Below are 20,317 nucleotides of genomic sequence, written 5' to 3'. Positions count from 1 at the left end.
AGGTTGGGGCAGCCGCCATCGGCTACCTAATCAAACACCTCGCCCATCATACCTTCCAACGCGCGTTTCATGAACAATTCGTGCGATCCGAGGCGTGGAATGAGCCTAAGACATCACATTTGGGATTCTGTCGTCAGTGCCTTCCAAGCTCCGGGGAGTGGAAGACACTGGATCACTTTGCTAGCTGCAAGGGCGCAACGGTCGCGGGATAGACGTTCTTATGAAGATCGATTACCACCACTCCGGCATCAACCAGTCTCCGTAAAGCCGCCGAATCATTCTGCACCAAGAGACTTTGCCACATTTCCGGCGCGAGACGTTGTAGGCGCCACGTATCTTGCACTTTTTCATACATCCGAATAGTCACCGCTGGATCATCCGACCACTGGTGCTGGGTTCCCTCGGATAGGGCCGCCACTTGAATAACCGCAAACACGTAGTCACGGTCCCCGTCCTTAATATAAACTTCGGAGATCAGGCGTTGATTTCCCATGACCTGGTGGCTTCGCTCGGCACCTTGCAACATGCGATCAAACTTCTCCGGGCTGAAGCTCAAGTGTTCAACATATTCTGGAGTGAAGAACTCTTTGACTTCTTCGTAAGCATAATCCGCGTAGTTATACACCTTGGCAAAAATCGATCCCCAGTCGACCGGCGGATTTTCAACAACATTTCCTTGCACCACCAAGTCCACTGGGGCCGAATGAATTTTTAGATCAACATCAACTTTATGTTCAATATACACATGAACTTCATCGGCGGAGGCCACCAGAGCCGATAAGACAATCAAGAGATAAATATTCCTCATGACTCAAAGGTGTAAACTGTGTATGTTTCGTCAAGTTCGTAGGACCCACCAAACGTATGCTGCCCTTGGAACAACGTGCACTCGATACCAACATCGATGTAGGCTCGCACGGTAGCGGTGAATTGACCCGCGTCACCTTCCATGCGGATTTTAATGTTCTCATTAGGCGTGCTGCCGGGTCCAGACACTTTCAGTTTCAAGGTGGAGCCGCCAAGGATCTCAATGCTACACACTGCGCCGGCCGTGATAACGACTCCGCCACTTATGCCCTGCTCGGCTTCTCCGAAGAATGAATAGGCACCTGTTGAAGCCTTTGAGTGATCCAGCGTGCCATTTGCGCCGTAGGACAACTTTGCCGCATTGAAAGACGCCTTGGGTTTGACGGTCACACCTGCCCAGACGGGGAACGGTGGTCCCTCGGCGCTGAAGGCGGCGAGCTGCCATTCAGCGGTTCCGGTAGCATTTACGTAAACGCCGGATTGACTGACAGAATTGTATTTATCCACCCGTTTGTAGACTAGATCGAACTCGCCGCTATACGTAACCGATGTGGTCGTCCCTGTAACAGTTCCAAGAATGACATTAATCTTATTCTTAATTTCATTAACGTAGTTGGAGGAGGCACCTAGATTAATGTGTAGGGGCACATTGCTGCCTACCCCTTGAGATTTTGTCCAAACCTTGAGAACTTTGAAGTCCCCGGGACCAATCTCGACCTTTTGATTGCTGGGTTCCGTCAGGGTCCAACTGCCATTATAGGTTGCATACAACGATCCATCCGCCCCACTGATGCCGTGACCGGACCACTTCGGGTAGCCTGTCTCAAACTCATCACACCCCAACAAACGAAGGGTGCCCACCCGGGAGGAACCTTGATTGGCCACCAACACCATTCGGGAGGCAGTGCCTTTCCGTGTTCCGGCGGATCCGCTGGTGTCCTCGTATTCGACACTGACCTCAGAAGACGTGCAAGTGCAGGTGGAGTCGGTCGTCATCGCCGAGTGAATATTGTAGGCAATACCACTGCCGGTTTGGTCGATCGATCCCGGATAATAGACGGGGTGGCCCACCGAGGCCGTGGCCATGATGTGTTGCTCGTCCGTCACTTGCCCGTATTGCCAAGTGATTTGGCAGATGGGAACGGTGATGACCGTGCATGGGTCGTTGTTGGTGACATAGACGGTCTGGGCCGCGATCGGCGCTCCGAAGGCCAGGAGGACGGTAAGATAAAGACTCTTTTGGATCATGATCTTTGGGGGTCAGAGGCTCGTCGCGTCGGGAGCGATGGAGTTGAGTTCCACCAGAATCGGATTCTGGGTTCGGTAGGTATACCAAGCCTCCGTTAATGCCTCGGCATAGTCGGAGCCGGTCGGCTCGGCCGACTCCGGCATTCCGCGGTAGCTCTGCTCAAAATCGTCGGGTATGTCGTCGCCGTTCTCATCCTCGAACACGGGATGCATGTCTGACAGAACGGCATCTAGGAGCCAGGTGCCGCCGACTCCGCCACTCACCTTGAGCTGCCGCGAACCGACCGCCGAGCCGGGGAGCGCTTGATTGGAGACCAGCGCGGATCCATCGACGGCCAGCAACGACCACGTTCGATCGCGACGGTCGATCTTCAGCGTATGGGACAGCAGAGCTGCCATCGGCACCCCTTGGTAGGTCATGATCGGGAGAGTCAGAATCTCTTCGGCCGGTTCGGAACCCACCTCCGCCAGCATCGTCATGCCCGTGCCTGCGGAATTCGCCGTGAAGGAGAGGGAGATCGGCCCGAACTGCACCTCGGTGTCCTTCGTGCCATGAATCGAGAAGGTCAGATACATGCTCCTCCGCCCGGGCGGAAAGGAGTCACTTCGCCAACTCTGTCCGCGAGCGATCTCCAAAAAGGTAACCGAGCCGAGTCGACGAACCGCAGGATCAGCGGCAGACACCCGTCGATACGAACCCAAACGAAGTGCATTCTCATGGAGCTTTCGACCATCAGGCACCGGTCGCTGCTTCGCTGCGGACAACCCTTCAGGTTTGCGCAAGTCAAACAACTGCAGGGCACTGTTGCCGTTCTTTACGATCCGACTGTCACCAATACTATATTCCAAATGAGTGTCTGCTACACACGGGCAAACCAACAACACAGAAATGATCAGGGGTATTTTTGTCATCTTCATATCAGAAAACTTTCATTATAAAATAGTGGCTATGCCCGTCGGCACCGTGGATGCGAATAACCTCCGTTAGGCCAGCTTCCGCAGTTCCCGTCGGCCGGACCTCCACGCGTTCCCCCTGCCCCGTTTCTCCGACAAGTAGGACCACGTCAAAGATCGCATCAGCTGCCGAGGAGGCCCTTATATGCTCCGCTTTATTGCATCGGGCAATAAATGCGGTCCTCGCCTCGCGATCATGATAGGCCTCGGCCGACCACACCAGAGTTTCCGCTCGCAGCTGGACATGCGCCTCGTCGCGTAGCACGGCGCTCAGTTCATTTTCTGCTGAATGCCAAGTCAGCGTGGAGGATAGAGTCGGTGGAATTGGTCGATCGGCAAACTTGGGGTATAGTCGAAGTCGAAGAGACTGACCGGGCTCAATCGTCACTGGCTCGAACGTGCTGCCCACACAGTGGCATGACGGTTCCAGAGAGAGGAGGCGCGCTGCGACGTTGGTGCGATTTGCAACCTCAAATTCCCATTCAATTTCAGCGAATCCCCCGTTTTGGCCCAACACCAAATACGGCCCCGTCACGTCAAGATTGGCGGAGACACGACTGACTACTGCCAGGAAAATACAAAACACGAATCCGATCAATCTAAACCCGTCCCACCGCACCGGCCCCTCAAACCTAGCTTTATTATCAATCCTATTTGTCTCGTAGGAAGAGCCAGCCACGATTCCGGCCGACAGTGAGAATGGTTGTAAAGGTGGAACTACAGTCATAGCAACGAGCAGATGCTCAGGTGTTATGCGCTGAAGGCCAGATCAGCACGGGGCGGGTGGGGCTGCCGCAATATTTATTGTGCATATCCATCGTGCCGCCGCAACGGATTACGGGTCAATAGATTTTTCTTAAAACAAAATTAAATGAGGTGATGCCCCCATGGTAAAATAAATATAAGGTATTATATCTTACCTATTTTAAGGTAGTTTCTATGTATACAAGAACCGGACGATATCCACTCAATACAAGTTTAAGGTCTCCCCGAAGACCGGACGACAGCAACAGCCCCTCGGTCGGGTTTAGCTTGAAATGCGCCACCCACTCGGGGCGCGCCAGCAGCCTCCACCTCCGGCGCTTACTCGCCGCGGTTCCAGAAGATGAAGGTGCCGCGGTTCCAGAAGATGAAGGTGCCGCGGTTGTTGGAGGTGAAGAGGTCGATGCGGCCGTCGCCGTTGAGGTCGCGGGCTTCGATCTGCGAGCCGACGCCCGAACGGTTGTGGATCAACTCCGGCACGAGGCGCGCGCCGCCGGGGGCATCCGGGTCGCGCACGGTGCGATACCAATACAAGACCGGCGGACCGTAGGCGTCGGGATCGTAGAGGTTGTCGAGGTGGGTGAAGGCGCGCTTGCCGATGATGGTGTCAGTCACGCCATCGCCATCAATGTCCGCAAAGGTCGCGGCGTGCGCCTGGGAGAAGGTCACGCCATCGGCGGACGGACGGGAATAGTCGTCGTTGATCATGTGGCGCACGAAGCTGATCGCGCCGTCGGCGTCACGTTTTTGTTCATACCAGGCGAAGCCGAAGCCGTGCGCATTGAGGCTGGTGACGACGTCGGCGAGGCCATCGCCGTTGGCGTCGAACACGCCCATGTTGGCGCCGCCGATCGCCGGGGCACGCTGACCGTAACGGCCGAAGGCGACCGGGTGATAGGGCCACGTCCGCGCCGGATCGAGGGTCGCCGGCTGCTCCCACCAACCGGTCGCGCCCACCACGTCGAGGCGACCGTCGCCGTTGAGGTCACCGAGACCGATGCCGTGCGACATGGCGTAGCCGACTTCGGAGATATTGACCTCTGTCCAGGCCTCCGAGGCATCGGGTTTGGCGTAGCGGAACTGACCGCCGGACGCATAGATGAGCTCGGGTTCGCCGTCACCGTCGAGGTCTTCGAAAAGCGTGGTCTCGCTCTGCGTGCGCGGGATCGGGTGGTAGGTCTCCCAGCGGCGCGACTGACCCTGGGGGTTGAGGAAGACCGCCGGGTTGGTCCAACCGCTGATGACATCCGGCCAACCGTCGCCGTTCACGTCGTGGGTAAACTGATGATTGAAGGCGGTGAACTCCTGCGATGGCCCCTTCGCCACCGCGACGGTGATCTCACGAAAGTGAGTGAAATCGGGGCCGTAGTAAATGTAGGGCCCCGCCACGAGATCGACGTGACCGTCGCGGTTGAAATCATCCGCGGCCGCGCCCCACGAGTAGTAGAACTCACTCACGCGTTGCACCTCAAAACGCGCCGACGTCTGCTCTGTAGGGGTGTGACGGATACCGACGTCCTTGAGCGCGAGATCCCGATAACGCACCTCGCCGGGCCCGCTCACGTAGAGCGCGATCGGACCGTAGCCGGTGAGCGCATGGTCGCCGTCGATGGCGCCGCCGATCTCACGGCCATTGTTGAGAAAACTGCGGATGACGTTGGTCTCGAGAAAGGTTTCAATCTGGTTCCAGGCGCCAGGGCGAAAACTCGTGTCGGGCGCGACCACGGGCAGGTCGGCGGGCGGCTCCGGGCGTTTGAAGTTAAAGCGGCGCTGCTGGGTATCGGGCGGCGGCGCCATGCGATACATGATGCCGCCGGCAGGCCGCAGCTCCGCGCGTTGGGTGACGCGGCCATCGGCATCGAAGGTCGCCTCGTAGGCCTGGGCGCCGTTGGCGCCATCGCCCAGCATCAGCAGCACGCCCCGAAAACCACCGTCCGGCTGCGCCTCCATCCGCAACACCAACCCGGCCTGCGCCTGACCCAGCACCTTGAACTCCGCCCGCAGGCCGATGTCCTGCAGACTCTCGTGCCAGATGAGACAGCCCTCCTCGCCGGAATCGACCCGCGCCATGAGCGCACCGTCGGACGCCTGCCAGGTGGCTTCGCCGAGCGCGTGCCAGCCGTCGAGGCTCGTGGCCTCCAGCGTGGTGTCGGGCTGGAAGGTGAGACCGAAATCAGACCATGGCGTCGCGGACTGCGCCAGCGACGAGGGTGAACTCAACAAGGTGCCGGCCGAAAACAGGAAAGCGGAAACAAAGGACTTCATGACGCAGGGAGGGAGCGAAAGGCTGGGAGAAAACAAACAGCTCCCCTGCTAGCGCGCGACGCCCGCGCGGTCAACCGGCCCTCCACCGCACGGAGGCGCACTCTCACGTTGCCGTTGACTGGAACCTTATTGCGAGGGGCCGCCTTCCCATCGCTCAGCGCGTCAGGATTTGTAAACCAACGAAAAGGAGGTGGCACCCGCCGCCCGGCAACGGTCCATCACGTCCTTCTTCACTTTCTTGCTGGTGCCGATTGGCAGATACATGCGGATGCGAATGCGATCCGGGCCCTTCACTCGTTCCTTGATGGTTTCGGTAAGCTTTTCCATCGGGACCTCGACGCGCTCCACGCGCACCCGATCAAACGTCAGCACATCCACCCGGATCAGCTGGTAGAGTTCAGCTCGCGCCAAGCCCGCGGTCAGACCGAGCAGCAACACAAAGAGAGTTCGTTTGAGGGCGGTGGACACACCTGTTTCCAACGCGGTTTTGCCACGCGGTCCAATCCCTAATTTGCCCGCACTGGTTTCGCCTGACGAAGATCATGTGTGTTTACTGGCACCTATTCTTGGCTAGAACGCACCCCATTGGACAACGCCTGCCTCTTTTCCCCCGATCGCGTTCACCGCTATTCGCTCATCCACCGCTTCGATCCGCTCTTCGGCGGCGAACGTTTCCTGCTGTGGATCGGACTCAATCCCAGCACGGCCGACGAACGCCAACTCGACCCCACCCTCACCCGCATCGCCGGCTTTTGTCGACGCGAGGGCATGGACGGATTTCACATGGGCAACCTCTTCGGCCTGCGCACGCCCTACCCCAAGGAGATGATGGCTGCGCCCGATCCGGTCGGCCCGGGCAACGACGCCGCTCTGCTCGCCGCCGCCGCCAAATGTGAAAAGGTCGTCGCCGCCTGGGGCACGATCGGCGCCTTTCAAGACCGCGCCGCCACGGTGGTGAAGTTGCTTTCCGGATACGATCTGTGGTGCGTTGGCACCACCAAGGACGGCCACCCGCGCCACCCGCTCTACGTGAAGGCCGATGCCCCGCTCGTGCGGTGGACGCCGAACGTCGGCTAGGGTGTGTCTGGAAAAGACAAGGGGTCGCGACGCTCGCCTCGCAGCACCTTTCCTTCAAACTCCCGGTCGTTGATGTCCGTTGATGAACCCAGCTCCGACCTGCCCAGCGCAGAGGCTCCGGATCCGCGCGTCGTTGTCGGGCGTTATGCCCATCACCAGGCGGCCCGCGAACGAAGTCTGGTGCCGCTGGCCATGGGCGTCACCTGTTGGCTGGAGCCGGATCCGGCCGAGGACGCCCGCCCCGGCAGTGAGGTGCTGCTGGTCGAACCCGCGACCGCGCCGGCCGTGCGCGAACAACTCGCGCGCTTCGAACGGGAGTCGACCTATTGGCCGCCGCGGGCGCCGATCGAACCGGCCCCGAGCGATCCACATCGAGGGCTGTTTCCGCCGCTGCTGTGGGCGCTCTTGCTCGTGGCCGTGTTTCGCGGCCAGCAGGTGTCGCCCGCGCTCACCGAAGGCGGCTTGCTCGACGCGCGCGCGATCGTGAGCGGCGGCGAGATCTGGCGGGCCTTCACCGCGCTGTGGCTGCACGCCGATGTCGGCCATCTGCTGTCCAACCTCGTCTCCGGCTGGTTCGTGCTGCGCACCTGGTTCTGTCTCGTGCCGCTCGGCCGCGGCTGGGCGCAACTGCTCGGCGCCGCCACCCTCGCCAACCTCTTGCTCGCCATCGCGGCGCAGGCCGGGGGTCATCGCTCGCTCGGGGCCTCGACCCTGGTGTTTGCCGGCATCGGTCTGCTCACCGGCCGGGCGCTGCGTCGCCGCGGCCAACCCGGACGCTGGCGGCCCCTGCTCATCCCCGCCGCCGCCGGTTTTGCCGTGCTCGGCCTCTACGGCGCCGGCGACGCCAACACCGACGTGCTGGCCCATGTGGCAGGCTTCCTCTGCGGCGTGGCAACCGCCGTGTGTTCACCAATACCTTTTCAATCCAAACGAGCGTAACTGGTCCCGGTCTTACAGAAGGGAACGGAGGGAAACAGAGGCTGAGGGTCGGTGAAGACCTGTGATATGAACGATCAACGTCCTGATGGCTCTGTTCTCTCGGTTATTTCCTTCGTTCTCTTCGTGTAAAACCGCCCTGCCTCACGGCACCGATCGCCCGCATCACCTACAGCGATACGAGATTCGCCAGCAGCCGATAAGCACCGGGCACGCCGGCGGGCAGTTCGCGGAAGAAGGACAGGCCGGTGTAGACGAACCAACCTTCGCCGTGCGGCGCCACCAGGAGGCTGCCTTGCGTGGGCTCCTCACCCGGATCGCCCATGCTCAGCAGCGGCGTGTAGGCGGCGTCCCATTGGTTCGGAAAATACAATCCGCGCTCCTGCACCCAGCCCTCAAAGTCGGCGGCGGTAATCTGGTTGGTTCCGACCAGAGCCGGATGCTCCGGGGCGAGCAGCGTCACCACGGCGTTTTCATCGGTCACGCGGTCACGGCTCAGCGAGAGCGGATACGGTCCCACCGCCGCCCCATCGAGGCCGCCGTTGGTGTTGTATTGCACGATGACGTTGCCGCCCGCGGCGACGAAGTCCCACAACGCGCCGGAGCGGTCCTTCAACTCCGGCATCGTATTAAAAGCGCGGATACCCACCACCACCGCGTCGAGGCCGCTCAGGCCGGCCGGCGTCAGATCCGCCGGCGTAAGCGTGCGCACGTCGTAGCCCATGAGGGTCAGTGCTTCGGCCGTGGAGTCGCCGGCACCCGGCAGGTAACCCACCCGCTCGCCGCGGGTTTGCAGGTCGAAGCTCATCGCCGTCAGCGTGGCCGGGGGCTGCAGCACCTGCACCGGGATGTGATCGTAGGCCACAACCTGCGGCGTGCGATTGAAGGAGCGGTCTTCCACCGTCGCCGCGATCTGCAGTTTCACCGCTTCGGTCCGTGGCGGGGCGGTGACACGAAAGGTGGCCGCGGCGCTGTCGCCACTCTCCGCCAAGGTAAATGCCCGCGCGGCCGGCGTAACGCTCCATCCCGCCGGCACCGTCACGGCCAGCGAACCCGCGAGGTTCCCGCGCGCGGCCGTGACCTCGACCACGACGTCGCGCGTCTCACCCGGCGCAAAGTGTTCGAGGGCCGTGGCAAACTGCACCGAGACCGGCGCGATCACCTGCAGGTGGTCGCGCAGTTCACCGCGCACGCGGTCCTGCGTCACCTGTTCCGGCGCGACGGGCACGAGCAGCGTCTCGCCATCAACGGAAAACTCAAAAACGAGCTCATAGGCCGGCGCATTCTCGGGCAGGCCGATGAGATCATGATCCGCCACCTGCGCCATGCCGGCCGTGCTGGGCAACTCCAGCCAATACGGGTGCGTCAGCGCGGTGTCGGCCGGCAGCGTGCGCGTCGTCTCGACGGTTTCGTTGCGGTTGGGACTGAGCACCCGATCGATCGCGACGGTTTCGCCATCGGCGGTGTAGTGAATGCGCTTCCAGGTCACGGACACCGGTGCGTCGCTGCGGCGGACCACGGTTTGCTTGAGCGCCAGTTCCTCCCCCGGCACCACCCGCGCGCTGGCCACGGTCGCCTCGGCGTAAAGCCCCAGCGCGGCGGCGAGGATGCCATCGAGCTGCGCGCGCTTTTCGCGCACGATCGCATCGCTGTCAGGCAGGCCCGCCAGCGCACGCTTCACCGCGAGCAGCTCGGGCACGATCGCGCCCGGCGCCCGCGGATCAAAATCCTGCAGGATCACATCGAGTTGCGCCGCGATGGCCGCGCCGCCGTCAACCTGTGCCCACTTGTCGGATACACCATCCAGCAGGTCGGTGGTCATCGGCTCACCCACAAGCAGGACAAACTGCTCCTCGGCCTCACCGCGCGAACCCACCGCGCCGAAACCCTGACTCTTATGCTGGGAGCGGGACCGGGCGGCGATCTCGCCGTAGGATTCGCCGCGGATGGGATCATAACCGCCCACGTCGAGTTTGAGCGCGCCTTCCCACTGCCGGCCGCCCCAGCTCCACGCGTTCCAGACGACGCGCTTCGGCTGCCATGGCGGCAGGTGGCCCAGCTCTTCGGCGAAGGCCTCGGGGTCTGCCGCCAGAGCGAAGGCCTCCCGGGCCATCACGGCCGAGGCGGTGTGGTGGCCGTGGGTGCCGCCCATGTCGGGGGAGAAGCGCGTCACGATCACATCGGGTCGGAATTGCCGAATCACCCGCACGGTGTCGGCGAGCACCTCGTCGCGGTCCCAGACGGTCAGCGCCTCGTCGGCGCTCTTGGAATAGCCAAAGTCGTTGGCGCGCGAAAAGAACTGCCGCCCGCCATCCACCCGGCGCGCGGCGAGCAGTTCCTGGGTGCGGATGACGCCCAACGCATCACGCAACTCGGGACCGATGAGGTTCTGACCGCCATCGCCGCGCGTAAGCGACAGGTAGGCGGTGGCGACGTGGCGCTCATTGGCGAGGTAGGCGATGAGCCGTGTGTTCTCGTCATCGGGATGGGCCGCGACGTAGAGCACGCGGCCGGTCTCGCGCAGCCGCTGCAGCTCCCGCAGAATCGACCCGGCACTCGGCGGCGCCAACTCGGCGTGAAGGAACAAGGAGGAGGCGAGGCCGAACACGGCGGCGGCGATAGGAAGACGTTTCACAGGCGGGCAATCAAGGGGGCGGAGAGGCAGGGTGGTTCTACACAGAGGCAACGAAGGGAAGAAACGAAGGTAACAGAGGGATCAATGCAGTGACGGAGCTCCGTTGACCTCCGTTTCCGCCGGCAAGGACAACTGCTGAAGGCCTTCTTTTCCTTCGTTGCCTTCTGTAAAAACAAACACGTCGGACGGAACCGTTGCTTACATCGCAGCCTTCAGGCGGGCGATGAGGGCTTCGTTGAGACGGGTGTATTCCTCTTTGATTTCGCCCTGCTGGGTCTGGGCGACGGCGAGAGACTTCTCGGCGGCGGCGAGGGCACCGGCTTTGTCGCCCGCCGCCTCCAGCACGAGACCCTGACGGTAGGACAGCCAAAACGCGTTGGGCTGAGCCTCGGCCGCTTTGGTGATCCACTCGGCCGCCTGCTGGAGTTTCACGCCCTTGGAGTAGAGATACATCGCGGCTTGGAAGTAGGGCTTTTGCTCGGCGTCGCTGGCCATCGCGGCTTCGATCTGCGGAATGAGCACGGCTTGGGTATCGGCAACGATGGACACCGGCACGCGGACGTTTTCCCAGGCGAGGTTGAGCGTGGCGGCGTCGTCGACGACATCGTCAATCGAAAGGGTGAAGGACTCGACGGGGGTGTTGAGTTTAACCGGCTTCGCGGTCACGCGGGCGGCTTCCTGATCGGCCACATACCCGTAGGACCCCCAGAGTTCGGTGTTGCGCGAGAGGATGACCTCCCACTGCTCCTGGCCCGGCACCGAGTAGAGCGCGTAAGTGCCGGCGGGAACCTCGGTGCCGCCAAACACGACCGGACCGCCAAAGGTGATCTTGGTCGAGGAGTTGGCGCCGGTGCGCCAGACCTCGCCCCAGGGCGCCAGATTGCCAAAGGCCTGCCGGCCGCGCAGGGCGGGCCGGGAGTAAACGATGTCGATGTCGGTGAGGCCGACGGTCTGCGAGACCTTCGCCGTCGGGCTGGGCGCCGGGAAGTTGAGCGGAGCCTGGGCAACGGCCATGGTCGCCCAGAGCGACAGGCCGACGGATGCGAGGGTAAGGGAACGGAGCAGGGCAGTGGGTTTCATGAGTGGAGGGGGTGATCTTTCGCGTAGTTTCCGCGCGGACACAAATCGCCCGCGATGAAAGGCGTCAAAACCATGATAGGCGTTAAGCCTGCCAAATATTCCCCCCAGTTTACACTCACGGAGTAAGCGCCGTCGCGTTTCTCAAGGCCACTCTCGCCCGCGATTTGAACATGACGGGCCTTCGTGGGTCCAACGCCGCGAACCGACCGGCCTCATGCGATTGTTCCCCACCCCCACCCCGTGCCCGGCTGTCGCCGCGGCGGTCCTGCTGAGCCTGGGCCTGACCGAACGGGTGGTTGCGGAAAACATGAAGGAGAAAATCAGCGGAGCCTTGGCCGAGGACTTTCAGTTCGATCCCGAAGCGCCCCGAGGTGAGGTGTTGGACGAGGATGGTGTCGTGCTCATGGCGCCGGTGCTCGTCCAGGAAGATGCCCTGCCGAGTGGATTGGCAGCGGGCGTAGCCGAGGAGCGCCTCAAGCTCACGCCCCAGTTCAGCCTCAAGGATGGCGGTGAACTCATCAAAGACGCGTTTGGCCGCATGACCATCGAGGCCAAGCCGCACCAGGATCTCATCAAGACCGACATCGGCTCCGCCAACCCCGTGCCGCGCTGGAGCATCCTCCGCATCAAGTGGTGACGTGCCCACGCCGGGATCGGGGCTGGACCCCGTCCGCGGAGCGACCGTTGTTGATGCGGGCAACCTCTTGCTCCCATCACCCATGGACCCTTCGCCAACCAACCTCAGCTACCGCACCGACTGCATCTTTCATCGCCAGGATGGTTTCGTGGAAACACGGGAAGACTACTGGGTGATCCGGACTCCCTCCAATCCGACCTACTGGTTCGGCAACCTGCTGATCTTTCGCGACGCGCCCCGCGCCGGCGATGAGGAACGTTGGCTCGCACGCCATGCCGCGGAGTTTGGCGATACGCTGAACCATACCACGATCGCGTGGGATGAACCTTCGCCTGGCGACCACCGGGGCTTTCTCGACCGCGGTTTCCGGCTGGATTCCGGCGCCGCCCTGAGCCTGGAGCGCTACGACACGCCCCCGCCCACCAATCCGGCCCTCATCGTGCGCCCGGTGGTCGACGATCACGGCTGGCGCGAGGTCGTGCGGGTGCAGACTCGCTGCGACGACGAGGATCCGCATTTCACTCCGGACGGGGGTGTCTTCCGCACCGCTCAGGCGTTGGCCGCGCGACGCTTCGCCGAGGCCGGGCGCGGCCAATGGTGGGGCGCCTACGACGGCGACACCCTGCTCGGCAGCCTCGGCCTGTTCTTCGATGAGACGGGCGAACTCGGCCGCTTTCAATACGTGACCACCGATCCGGCGCACCGTCGCCGCAAGGCCTGCAGCACCCTGCTCGACCATGCTATTCGCCATGCCTTCGACACCGTCGGCGCGAAGCGCTTGGTGATCTGCACCGAAGGGATCGAAACCAACCCTGCCATGACCGTCTACCAGCGCTGCGGCTTCCGCCCCGCCGACACCAGCTACGCGGTCACGCGACTCAACGCGCCGGTCACGGCTTGACCCGCCGCAGTGTGTAAGTCTCCTCATGCCCGCCGCCGCTCAGCGTGATGGCGAGCCCGTCGTCTCCATGAACCTGATACACGAAGGTCTGGGGGAAATCGTTGTCCGCGTTGTGAAACTCCACCCGCCGCGCCGCGGCATCGAAGGCAACCAGCGGAAAAGCATGCGGGCTGCGCTGGCCGTTGGGGTGTGGCAGGAGCACCACCCCCTGGTCCCGATCGACAAAGACCACCAAGTCGAAGAACACACAGCGTCCCTCCGCAAACTCCCGCGCCGTCGCCAGCAGCACCCCGCCGCGCGGCTCGGAGATCAGTTCCTCCGCTTCGAGCCCGGTCGACGCCTCCCCGCGCCACGTGCCAGCGAGGAACGCGAGGTCGGCCACGGTGTGCGAAGGCGATTCAGGTTCGGCGCCCGCGAGCCGCACCACTCCAGCCACCAGCACAAACCACACGATCACGCGAGATAGGTTGGAGTTCATTTTCGAGAACTCCTCGCCCGGAGCGCCACAAAGAGCAATACCGCAAGGCCGGCAGTCGTCGATGCCGCGAAGATCGCAAAATTCCTGATCCGTTCAGTTCTTTCCCAAAACTGACGTTCGTAGTCGTTTGACGGACGTTGATCAAGCGGGAGCGGAGGCGGTGGTGGATTGTAAACAGGCCCCGCCAGATCCCCGGCCTCGCCCAACTCGACAGCCTCAATCCATTGCCGTAACACCTCCAGATTCGGGTTTTCCGCCCAATCCAGATTTCCAACAGCGAAATCCCTCCAATCCTCCCGCGCCGGGTCGGCATGAATCACGACCACCCCCCGTCCCTCTTCGGCGGTCTCCAGAAAAGAAATCTGCAGCACGACCCAACGGTCCGGCAATTCCCACCCCAACACTCCGTTGGTTGGGCTCATGCCCATACCCACAAATCGTGGAGATCCAAACCGTTTCAGCCCCTCGCGGAGCCAATCGCTGCCCCGGCCATCCTTGATACGGGCAACGGCCACCAGCCGATCGGGAGCGAATATAAAACTTGCCTGCACCGCCTCAGTTTCCTGCCGCAGGCAGACGGTCAGAGCCCCGTTTGAAATAACACGGTCCGGTTCGAGCGTCGGCCGTTCCGCATCACTCGGAAATTTTTCCAACGTGGTGCCAAACCTGACGGTCGGTGCCTCGAACAGATCCAACGCAGTGACCTCGCACAACCCGAGTGAAACAGCTGCGAAACATATGCTGGCGAAGCGATCCACGGGGAGGATTGAACACGGCCGACGGGGGCGGTGGAAACAAAGAACCTTCAGGTTCTTTCATTCAAGGCGCTCCAAATAATCGAGCCCCTCGCCGCCGCCGACTGGTCACAAAGCTCAGCTCTTCGCTTGGAAGAGGTGCACGTCGCGCTGCGGGAACGGAATCGTGACGCCCTCCTCGTCGAAGCGGGTTTTGATGCGCTCCTGCAGCTCGAAGAACAGGTCCCAATAGTCCTCGACCTTGACCCACGGCCGGAAGGCGAAGTTGAGGCTGCTGTCGGCCATTTCCATCAGACCGATGGTGGGTTTCGGTTCGGCGAGAATGCGCGGCTCGTTGGCCAGGATGTCGTGCAGGATCTGCTTCACCTTCACGATATCGTCGCCGTAGCTCACGCCCGCGACCAGATCGAGACGCCGCGTGCCCTCTTTGGAGAAGTTTTCAATCATGCCGCCGGTGGCCGCCGAGTTCGGGATAATCTGAGTGCGGTTGTCGAGCGTGAGCACCGTGGTGGTGAAGATTCCGATGTCCTTTACCACGCCCTCGCCACCGCCCGCCTTCACGTAGTCGCCGATCTTGTAGGGTTTGAAGATGAGGATGAGCACGCCCGCCGCGAAGTTGGACAACGAGCCCTGCAGGGCCAAGCCGATGGCCAAACCGGCGGCACCGACCACGGCGACAAACGAGGTCGTCTGCACACCGAGCTGACCGAGCGCGGCGATGATCACGAAGGTGAGCAGCAGCGTGTAGGCGAGGTTGGCCGTGAAGCCGACCAGCGACTGCTCGACCTTGCTGCGCTCCATGGCCCGACGCAGACCGTTGGAAATCAAACGGGCCACCAGGCGACCGATCAAAAAGATGACCAAGGCCGCGAGCACCTTGAGTCCGTAAACGCTGACCAGTTCCGTCACACGCGTGACGATCTCATCGATATTAATGTTCATGGGATGGAAGGTTGGAGGGGATAACAGGAACCGGCGAAGCCACCGGCCCACCGAGAATGCAAAGAGTTTGAGGAATTAATTATAGGGTGAAAACCCTATATTTATCAGCAATTCCACGGATCCGCGCCACGGATCGTTCCCGAGGTGTCGGGGTGGAACCTGTGACCCAGTCGAAATCCTCAAGCCGTTCAGCGCCAGCGTCTTTTGACCGCGAGGAAGCCCGGATCCGAAGGTTGGTGACGACGCCACTCCGACGCTCTGGCCCCTTGACCACAGGGCTCAGATCATAAATATGCTTTTATGCGCACGACGCTCGACCTACCCGATCCGCTTTTTCGCGAGCTCAAGGCGCAATCGGCCCTGCGCGGAGTGAAACTCAAAGACTTTGTCGCCGAACTGCTCCAAGCGGGGCTGTCGCAACACGTGCCGCGACGAGACGCGCGGCAGCGCAGCCCCTTGCCGGTGATCCGGCCGGCAACCGGTCGCGTCCATCGGGCGTATTCCAACCGCGAAATCGAAGCGGAGTTTGCGGCCGAGGATGCCCATGCCCGCGATTGACCTGCCCGACCTCAACCTGTGGTTGGCCCTGATCGATCCCGATCACGTCCACCACTCCCGGGCCCGCCGCTACTGGGAACAGGAGGCGCGCGATGACATCGCGTTCTGTCGTGTGACCATGCTCGGCCTGCTGCGCCTGCTGACGAATGCGAATGTCATGCATGGCGCGCCCTTTACGCCTCGCGAAGCGTGGAGCGCCTATCACACCTTTGCCGCCCTGCCGGAGGTTTGTTTCATCGAAGACTCCGTCGCGGCCGAACAGCAATTCGAGCATTGGAGTCGCCGACCGGAGTTCCCGGCCCACGGCTGGACGGACGCCTGGATCGCCGCCGTCGCTCAGTCTGCCAAGGCACGCGTCGTTTCCTTTGATGCGGACTTTGCAGGCTTCGCGGGGCTCGAATTTCTCCATCTTCAATCCGACGCGCTGTAGCCGGGGTCGTCCCTGCCCGCCGAAGCCTTCGCGCAGGAGGGTGACCCCGGATCGCTGCCTCGCCCCACCGCCCTTCGGCACGCGGGGTCACCGACCCCGGCTACAGTTTGGCAAGTTTCGTGTCCTTTCGTATCTTTCGTGGGCCCACAAACCTACTTCGTTCACGCCGGCTTCACGCGGACCAACAGGTCCTTGGCTTCGACGGTTTCGCCGACCTTCACGTTGACCTCGGCGATGGTGCCGTCGCAGGGGGCGTAAACCGTGGTCTGCATCTTCATCGCTTCCATCAGGAGAAGTTTCTCGCCCTTCTTGACCTTGGCGCCGACCGAGGCCGAGAGCGCGGCCACGAGGCCCGGAATCGGCGCGGCGACCTGGTTGGGGTCGCTGAGATCAGCCTTGGGTTTCGCCTGCGTTTTCGGAGCAATGCTCTTGTCCACGATGACCGCGTCGCGGGCCATGCCGTTGAGTTCGTAGTTCACGATGCGGCGGCCGTCGGCGTCGGGTTCGCCGATGCTCACGAGGCGAATGATGAGAACCTTGCCTTCCTCGATCTCGACCGAGATTTCCTCGCCCACCTGCAGGCCGTAGAAGAAGGCCGGGGTCGGCAGCACACTCACGTCACCGTATTGCTTGCGGTGCTTCACGAAGGTGTCGTGAACCTGCGGATACATGAGGTAGGAGAACAACTCGTCGTCGCTCGGCTCGTGCTTAAGGTGCGTGGCCACGCCGGCGCGGGTTTCGGCGAGGCCGTCCGCCAGCTTCTTTTCGCGGGCCTTCTTGGAGAGTTTGGGCGCCTTCAGGCCCTGCTTGGCCGCGGCCCGGTAGCGGGCCTGGGCGGCCTTGTGCTTCTGCGGGCCGAGCACGGCCTTGGACACATCGGCCGGGAAACCGCCGTCGGGCCAGCCGAGGCCGCCGCTGAGCATGTCGATCACACTCTCCGGGAAGGGCGTGGCGCCGGGCTCGAGGTTGATCACATCGGCTGGTTTGATGCCACGCGAGAAAAGGAAGAGCGCCATGTCGCCGACGACCTTCGAGGACGGCGTGACCTTCACGATGTCGCCGAAGAGTTGGTTCACTTCGGCATAAGTGCGGGCGATTTCCGGCCAGCGATGCGACACGCCCATCGATTCGGCCTGCGCCTTGAGGTTGGTGTATTGGCCACCCGGCATTTCGTGCAGGTAAACCTCGGCCGAGCCGCTCTTCGGCGCGGTGTCGAAGGGCGCGTAATACGGCCGCACGTTTTCCCAGTAGTCGGAGAAGCGATCCAGCGTCGCGCGGTCGAGCTGGGTGTCGCGCGACGTGCCCTCGAGGGCAGCGACGACCGAGTTGAGGTTCGGCTGCGAGGTGCTGCCACTCATCGAGGAGAGCGCGAGATCGACCACATCGACGCCCGCATCGGCGGCACGCATCACCGAGCTGGCGTTGATGCCGCTGGTGTCGTGGGTGTGGAAGTGGATCGGCACGCCGACCTCGCCGCGCAGGACTTTGACGAGCTTTTGCGCCGCGTAGGGACGGCAGAGTCCGGCCATGTCCTTGATCGCGATCATGTGCGCGCCCATGCGCTCCAGTTCCTTGGCGAGGCGCACGTAGTATTTGAGGTCAAACTTGTCGCGCTTGGGGTCGAGGATGTCGCCGGTGTAGCAAAGCGTGCCTTCGCAGATGGCGTGCGTGTCCTGCACGGCCTCCATGGCGACGCGCAGGTTGGGCAGGTAGTTGAGCGAGTCGAAGATGCGGAAGATGTCCATGCCACTCGCGGCGGCGTGGCGCACGAAGCCGGCGACGACATGGTCCGGGTAGTTGGTGTAGCCCACCGCATTGGCGCCGCGGAAAAGCATCTGGAAACAGATGTTGGGCACCTTGGCGCGCAGCTGGCGGAGGCGCTCCCACGGGTCCTCGTTGAGGAAGCGCATGGCGGTGTCGAAGGTCGCCCCACCCCACATCTCAAGCGAGAAGAGCTGCGGCGCCTCGCGGGACAGCGCGCTGGCACAGGCCAACATGTCGAAGCTGCGCACGCGTGTCGCCATGAGCGACTGGTGGGCATCGCGGAAGGTTGTATCCGTGATCAGGAGACGTTTCTGCTTGCGGGTCCATTCGGCGAATTTGTCCGGGCCGAGTTCGAGCAGCTTCTGCCGCGTGCCGGCGGGCGGCTCGACGCTGTGGTCGTAGGCCGGAGGCTCGACGGCGGCGAGCGGGGTGGCCGGCTTGTAACCCTTGGCGTGCGGGTTGCCGTTCACGACCACGTCGCCGATGAAGTTGAGCAACTTGGTCGCGCGGTCGCGGCGCGGCTTGAAACGGAAGAGCTCCGGCGTGGTGTCGATGAGCGTCGTGGTCGCCTGGCCGGTGCGGAAGGTCGGGTGAGCGACGACGTTTTCCAGGAAGGGGATGTTGGTCTTCACCCCGCGGATGCGAAACTCGCTCAGGCAGCGGTGCATGCGGTGCATGGCCAGCTCGTAGCTGCGACCGCTGGCGATGAGCTTCACCAGCATGGAGTCGTAGAAGGGCGTGATGACTGCGCCGGCGAAACCCATGCCGCCGTCGAGACGCACGCCGAGACCGCCCGGCGAGCGGTAGGCCTGGATGCGGCCGTAGTCGGGCACAAACTTGTTCTCCGGATCCTCGGTGGTGATGCGGCACTGCAGCGCGTAACCATTGCGCGGAACGTCGGCCTGCACCGGCATGCCAACCTCGGGCGAGTGCAGCGCATGTCCTTGGGCGATGAGGATCTGCGCCCGCACGAGATCGAGGCCGGTGATGATCTCTGTCACCGTATGCTCAACCTGGATACGCGGGTTCATCTCGATGAAGAACCAGTCGTGGCGATCGAGGTCGTAGAGAAACTCCACCGTGCCGGCGTTGTCGTAGCCGATCGCCTGGGCCATGCGCGCGGCGGACTCGCAGAGCTCGGCCACCACCGCCTCCGGCAGGCCGTAGGACGGGGCGACCTCAATGACCTTCTGGTGACGGCGCTGCACCGAGCAGTCGCGCTCGTGCAGGTGGATGACGTTGCCGTGTTTGTCGCCGAGGATCTGCACCTCAATGTGCTTCGCGTTGGCGATGTATTTTTCGAGAAATACGGCCGGGTTGCCGAAGGCGCGCTCGGCCTCGCCCTGGGCCTCGTCGAGCAAGGACTCGAGATCCTCGGCCTTCTTCACGATGCGCATGCCGCGCCCGCCACCACCGAAGGCGGCTTTGATGATGAGCGGGAAGCCGATCGACTTGGCGACTTTCATCGCCTCCTTGCGATTCGTCACCGGTTCCTCCGTGCCCGGGAGCACCGGCACGTCAATGCGCTTGGCGAGGGCGCGCGCGGCGGTCTTGTCGCCCATCATTTCGAGCAGGTCGGGTTTGGGTCCGACCCACACGATGCCGGCCTTTTCACAGGCGCGGGCGAAGTCGGCGTTCTCGGAAAGGAATCCATAGCCCGGGTGGATGGCGTCGACACCCTTCTCTTTCGCGATGCCGATGATGCTGTCGATGTCGAGGTAGGCCGCGACGGGACCTTTGCCCGCGCCGACCTGGTAGGACTCGTCGGCCTTGTAGCGATGGATGGAGAAGCGGTCCTCCTCGGCGAAGACGGCGACGGTGCGCAGGTCGAGTTCGGTGCCGGCGCGGAAAATGCGCACGGCGATTTCGGAACGGTTGGCTGCCATCAGTTTGGCAACGGGACGGATGGCGGGAGCGGCGGAGGCGGAGCGTGACATGGGCAAGGAGGACCGCGCGGGCGCGCCGGTCGATCGGGGTTGAGGGGGACCGAAAGCGGTAACCACGAGCAGAACCCGAGCAAGGAGATCCGCCCGATATGCAGGCCCGAAGCGTCAGATTCTTCGCTCCGCCCCGGCAACGCCCCGGGTT

Annotated in this window: 17 protein-coding genes; 6 read left to right on the top strand and 11 right to left on the bottom strand. The window is 62.6% G+C overall.

Going from position 1 to position 20,317, the window contains the following annotated elements:
* Nucleotides 1-172 precede the first annotated feature (172 nt).
* The 5 genes from AC0MRV_RS00470 to AC0MRV_RS00450 all read right to left on the bottom strand — a co-directional run bounded on the left by AC0MRV_RS00470 (nt 173) and on the right by AC0MRV_RS00450 (nt 6,504).
* A complete protein-coding gene (locus tag AC0MRV_RS00470; RefSeq protein WP_472762442.1) occupies nt 173-808 on the bottom strand; it encodes a hypothetical protein in 636 nt (211 codons plus the stop codon).
* Nucleotides 805-2,055, bottom strand: a complete 1,251-nt coding sequence (locus tag AC0MRV_RS00465; protein WP_472762441.1) for a hypothetical protein — start codon at nt 2,053-2,055, stop codon at nt 805-807. The genes AC0MRV_RS00470 and AC0MRV_RS00465 overlap by 4 nt, the downstream gene beginning before the upstream one ends.
* 12 nt (nt 2,056-2,067) lie before the next feature.
* A complete protein-coding gene (locus AC0MRV_RS00460) occupies nt 2,068-2,631 on the bottom strand; it encodes a hypothetical protein (RefSeq protein ID WP_472762440.1) in 564 nt (187 codons plus the stop codon).
* 1,461 nt (nt 2,632-4,092) lie between these two features.
* Nucleotides 4,093-6,036 (bottom strand): FG-GAP-like repeat-containing protein, encoded by a 1,944-nt coding sequence (locus AC0MRV_RS00455; RefSeq protein WP_472762439.1) that lies wholly within the window; start codon nt 6,034-6,036, stop codon nt 4,093-4,095.
* 162 nt (nt 6,037-6,198) lie between these two features.
* The gene (locus tag AC0MRV_RS00450) at nt 6,199-6,504 is read right to left on the bottom strand and encodes a hypothetical protein (protein ID WP_472762438.1); all 306 of its coding nucleotides are present in this window, start codon (nt 6,502-6,504) and stop codon (nt 6,199-6,201) included.
* A 78-nt stretch (nt 6,505-6,582) separates the two neighbouring features.
* Between AC0MRV_RS00450 and AC0MRV_RS00445 the strand changes: the two genes are divergently transcribed.
* A complete protein-coding gene (locus AC0MRV_RS00445) occupies nt 6,583-7,113 on the top strand; it encodes a DUF1643 domain-containing protein (RefSeq protein ID WP_472762437.1) in 531 nt (176 codons plus the stop codon).
* A 72-nt stretch (nt 7,114-7,185) separates the two neighbouring features.
* A complete protein-coding gene (locus AC0MRV_RS00440) occupies nt 7,186-8,052 on the top strand; it encodes a rhomboid family intramembrane serine protease (RefSeq protein WP_472762436.1) in 867 nt (288 codons plus the stop codon).
* Between the two features lie 166 nt (nt 8,053-8,218).
* On the opposite strand, the gene AC0MRV_RS00435 is transcribed toward AC0MRV_RS00440, so the two are convergent.
* On the bottom strand, nt 8,219-10,684 hold the full coding sequence (locus AC0MRV_RS00435; protein WP_472762435.1) for a PIG-L family deacetylase: 2,466 nt from the start codon (nt 10,682-10,684) through the stop codon (nt 8,219-8,221).
* A gap of 198 nt (nt 10,685-10,882) precedes the next feature.
* Nucleotides 10,883-11,764 carry a DUF2911 domain-containing protein gene (locus AC0MRV_RS00430; protein WP_472762434.1) on the bottom strand — a complete coding sequence of 294 codons (882 nt, stop codon included), beginning with the start codon at nt 11,762-11,764 and terminating at the stop codon, nt 10,883-10,885.
* A gap of 214 nt (nt 11,765-11,978) precedes the next feature.
* Between AC0MRV_RS00430 and AC0MRV_RS00425 the strand changes: the two genes are divergently transcribed.
* Together AC0MRV_RS00425 and AC0MRV_RS00420 are read left to right on the top strand one after the other, a co-directional pair.
* Entirely contained in the window at nt 11,979-12,401 is a 423-nt protein-coding gene (locus AC0MRV_RS00425) for a hypothetical protein (protein ID WP_472762433.1), read from the top strand.
* 82 nt (nt 12,402-12,483) lie between these two features.
* Nucleotides 12,484-13,302: a GNAT family N-acetyltransferase gene (locus AC0MRV_RS00420; RefSeq protein ID WP_472762432.1), complete on the top strand. Its 819-nt coding sequence runs from the start codon at nt 12,484-12,486 to the stop codon at nt 13,300-13,302.
* On the opposite strand, the gene AC0MRV_RS00415 is transcribed toward AC0MRV_RS00420, so the two are convergent.
* The 3 genes from AC0MRV_RS00415 to AC0MRV_RS00405 all read right to left on the bottom strand — a co-directional run bounded on the left by AC0MRV_RS00415 (nt 13,292) and on the right by AC0MRV_RS00405 (nt 15,477).
* Nucleotides 13,292-13,780 (bottom strand): DUF6265 family protein, encoded by a 489-nt coding sequence (locus AC0MRV_RS00415; protein WP_472762431.1) that lies wholly within the window; start codon nt 13,778-13,780, stop codon nt 13,292-13,294. The genes AC0MRV_RS00420 and AC0MRV_RS00415 overlap by 11 nt on opposite strands.
* On the bottom strand, nt 13,777-14,538 hold the full coding sequence (locus AC0MRV_RS00410) for a hypothetical protein (RefSeq protein WP_472762430.1): 762 nt from the start codon (nt 14,536-14,538) through the stop codon (nt 13,777-13,779). Before AC0MRV_RS00410 ends, AC0MRV_RS00415 begins: the two co-directional genes overlap by 4 nt.
* A gap of 114 nt (nt 14,539-14,652) precedes the next feature.
* On the bottom strand, nt 14,653-15,477 hold the full coding sequence (locus AC0MRV_RS00405) for a mechanosensitive ion channel family protein (RefSeq protein ID WP_472762429.1): 825 nt from the start codon (nt 15,475-15,477) through the stop codon (nt 14,653-14,655).
* 300 nt (nt 15,478-15,777) lie between these two features.
* Here AC0MRV_RS00405 and AC0MRV_RS00400 point away from each other — a divergent pair, with 300 nt between their 5' ends.
* Both AC0MRV_RS00400 and AC0MRV_RS00395 read left to right on the top strand, forming a co-directional pair.
* Complete coding sequence (locus AC0MRV_RS00400; RefSeq protein WP_472762428.1) at nt 15,778-16,035, top strand: hypothetical protein; 258 nt, start codon at nt 15,778-15,780, stop codon at nt 16,033-16,035.
* Entirely contained in the window at nt 16,022-16,465 is a 444-nt protein-coding gene (locus AC0MRV_RS00395) for a TA system VapC family ribonuclease toxin (RefSeq protein ID WP_472762427.1), read from the top strand. The genes AC0MRV_RS00400 and AC0MRV_RS00395 overlap by 14 nt, the downstream gene beginning before the upstream one ends.
* A 161-nt stretch (nt 16,466-16,626) precedes the next feature.
* On the opposite strand, the gene AC0MRV_RS00390 is transcribed toward AC0MRV_RS00395, so the two are convergent.
* Nucleotides 16,627-20,166 carry a pyruvate carboxylase gene (locus AC0MRV_RS00390; RefSeq protein ID WP_472762426.1) on the bottom strand — a complete coding sequence of 1,180 codons (3,540 nt, stop codon included), beginning with the start codon at nt 20,164-20,166 and terminating at the stop codon, nt 16,627-16,629.
* Nucleotides 20,167-20,317 lie beyond the last annotated feature (151 nt).

The organism is Actomonas spartinae (genome assembly GCF_051209155.1).
Lineage (GTDB): Bacteria > Verrucomicrobiota > Verrucomicrobiia > Opitutales > Opitutaceae > Actomonas.
The sequence above is the reverse complement of the archived record's forward strand: the minus strand, read 5'-3'. Positions and strand labels throughout refer to the sequence as shown.

Excerpts from the sequence above, each read along its gene's own strand:
- AC0MRV_RS00470 (WP_472762442.1), bottom strand. The coding sequence starts at position 808 with ATGAGGAATATTTATCTCTTGATTGTCTTATCGGCTCTGGTGGCCTCC.
- AC0MRV_RS00465 (WP_472762441.1), bottom strand. The coding sequence starts at position 2,055 with ATGATCCAAAAGAGTCTTTATCTTACCGTCCTCCTGGCCTTCGGAGCG.
- AC0MRV_RS00460 (WP_472762440.1), bottom strand. The coding sequence starts at position 2,631 with ATGTATCTGACCTTCTCGATTCATGGCACGAAGGACACCGAGGTGCAG.
- AC0MRV_RS00455 (WP_472762439.1), bottom strand. The coding sequence starts at position 6,036 with ATGAAGTCCTTTGTTTCCGCTTTCCTGTTTTCGGCCGGCACCTTGTTG.
- AC0MRV_RS00440 (WP_472762436.1), top strand. The coding sequence starts at position 7,186 with ATGTCCGTTGATGAACCCAGCTCCGACCTGCCCAGCGCAGAGGCTCCG.
- AC0MRV_RS00430 (WP_472762434.1), bottom strand. The coding sequence starts at position 11,764 with ATGAAACCCACTGCCCTGCTCCGTTCCCTTACCCTCGCATCCGTCGGC.
- AC0MRV_RS00425 (WP_472762433.1), top strand. The coding sequence starts at position 11,979 with ATGCGATTGTTCCCCACCCCCACCCCGTGCCCGGCTGTCGCCGCGGCG.
- AC0MRV_RS00420 (WP_472762432.1), top strand. The coding sequence starts at position 12,484 with ATGGACCCTTCGCCAACCAACCTCAGCTACCGCACCGACTGCATCTTT.
- AC0MRV_RS00415 (WP_472762431.1), bottom strand. The coding sequence starts at position 13,780 with ATGAACTCCAACCTATCTCGCGTGATCGTGTGGTTTGTGCTGGTGGCT.
- AC0MRV_RS00405 (WP_472762429.1), bottom strand. The coding sequence starts at position 15,477 with ATGAACATTAATATCGATGAGATCGTCACGCGTGTGACGGAACTGGTC.
- AC0MRV_RS00400 (WP_472762428.1), top strand. The coding sequence starts at position 15,778 with ATGCGCACGACGCTCGACCTACCCGATCCGCTTTTTCGCGAGCTCAAG.
- AC0MRV_RS00395 (WP_472762427.1), top strand. The coding sequence starts at position 16,022 with ATGCCCGCGATTGACCTGCCCGACCTCAACCTGTGGTTGGCCCTGATC.
- AC0MRV_RS00390 (WP_472762426.1), bottom strand. The coding sequence starts at position 20,166 with ATGTCACGCTCCGCCTCCGCCGCTCCCGCCATCCGTCCCGTTGCCAAA.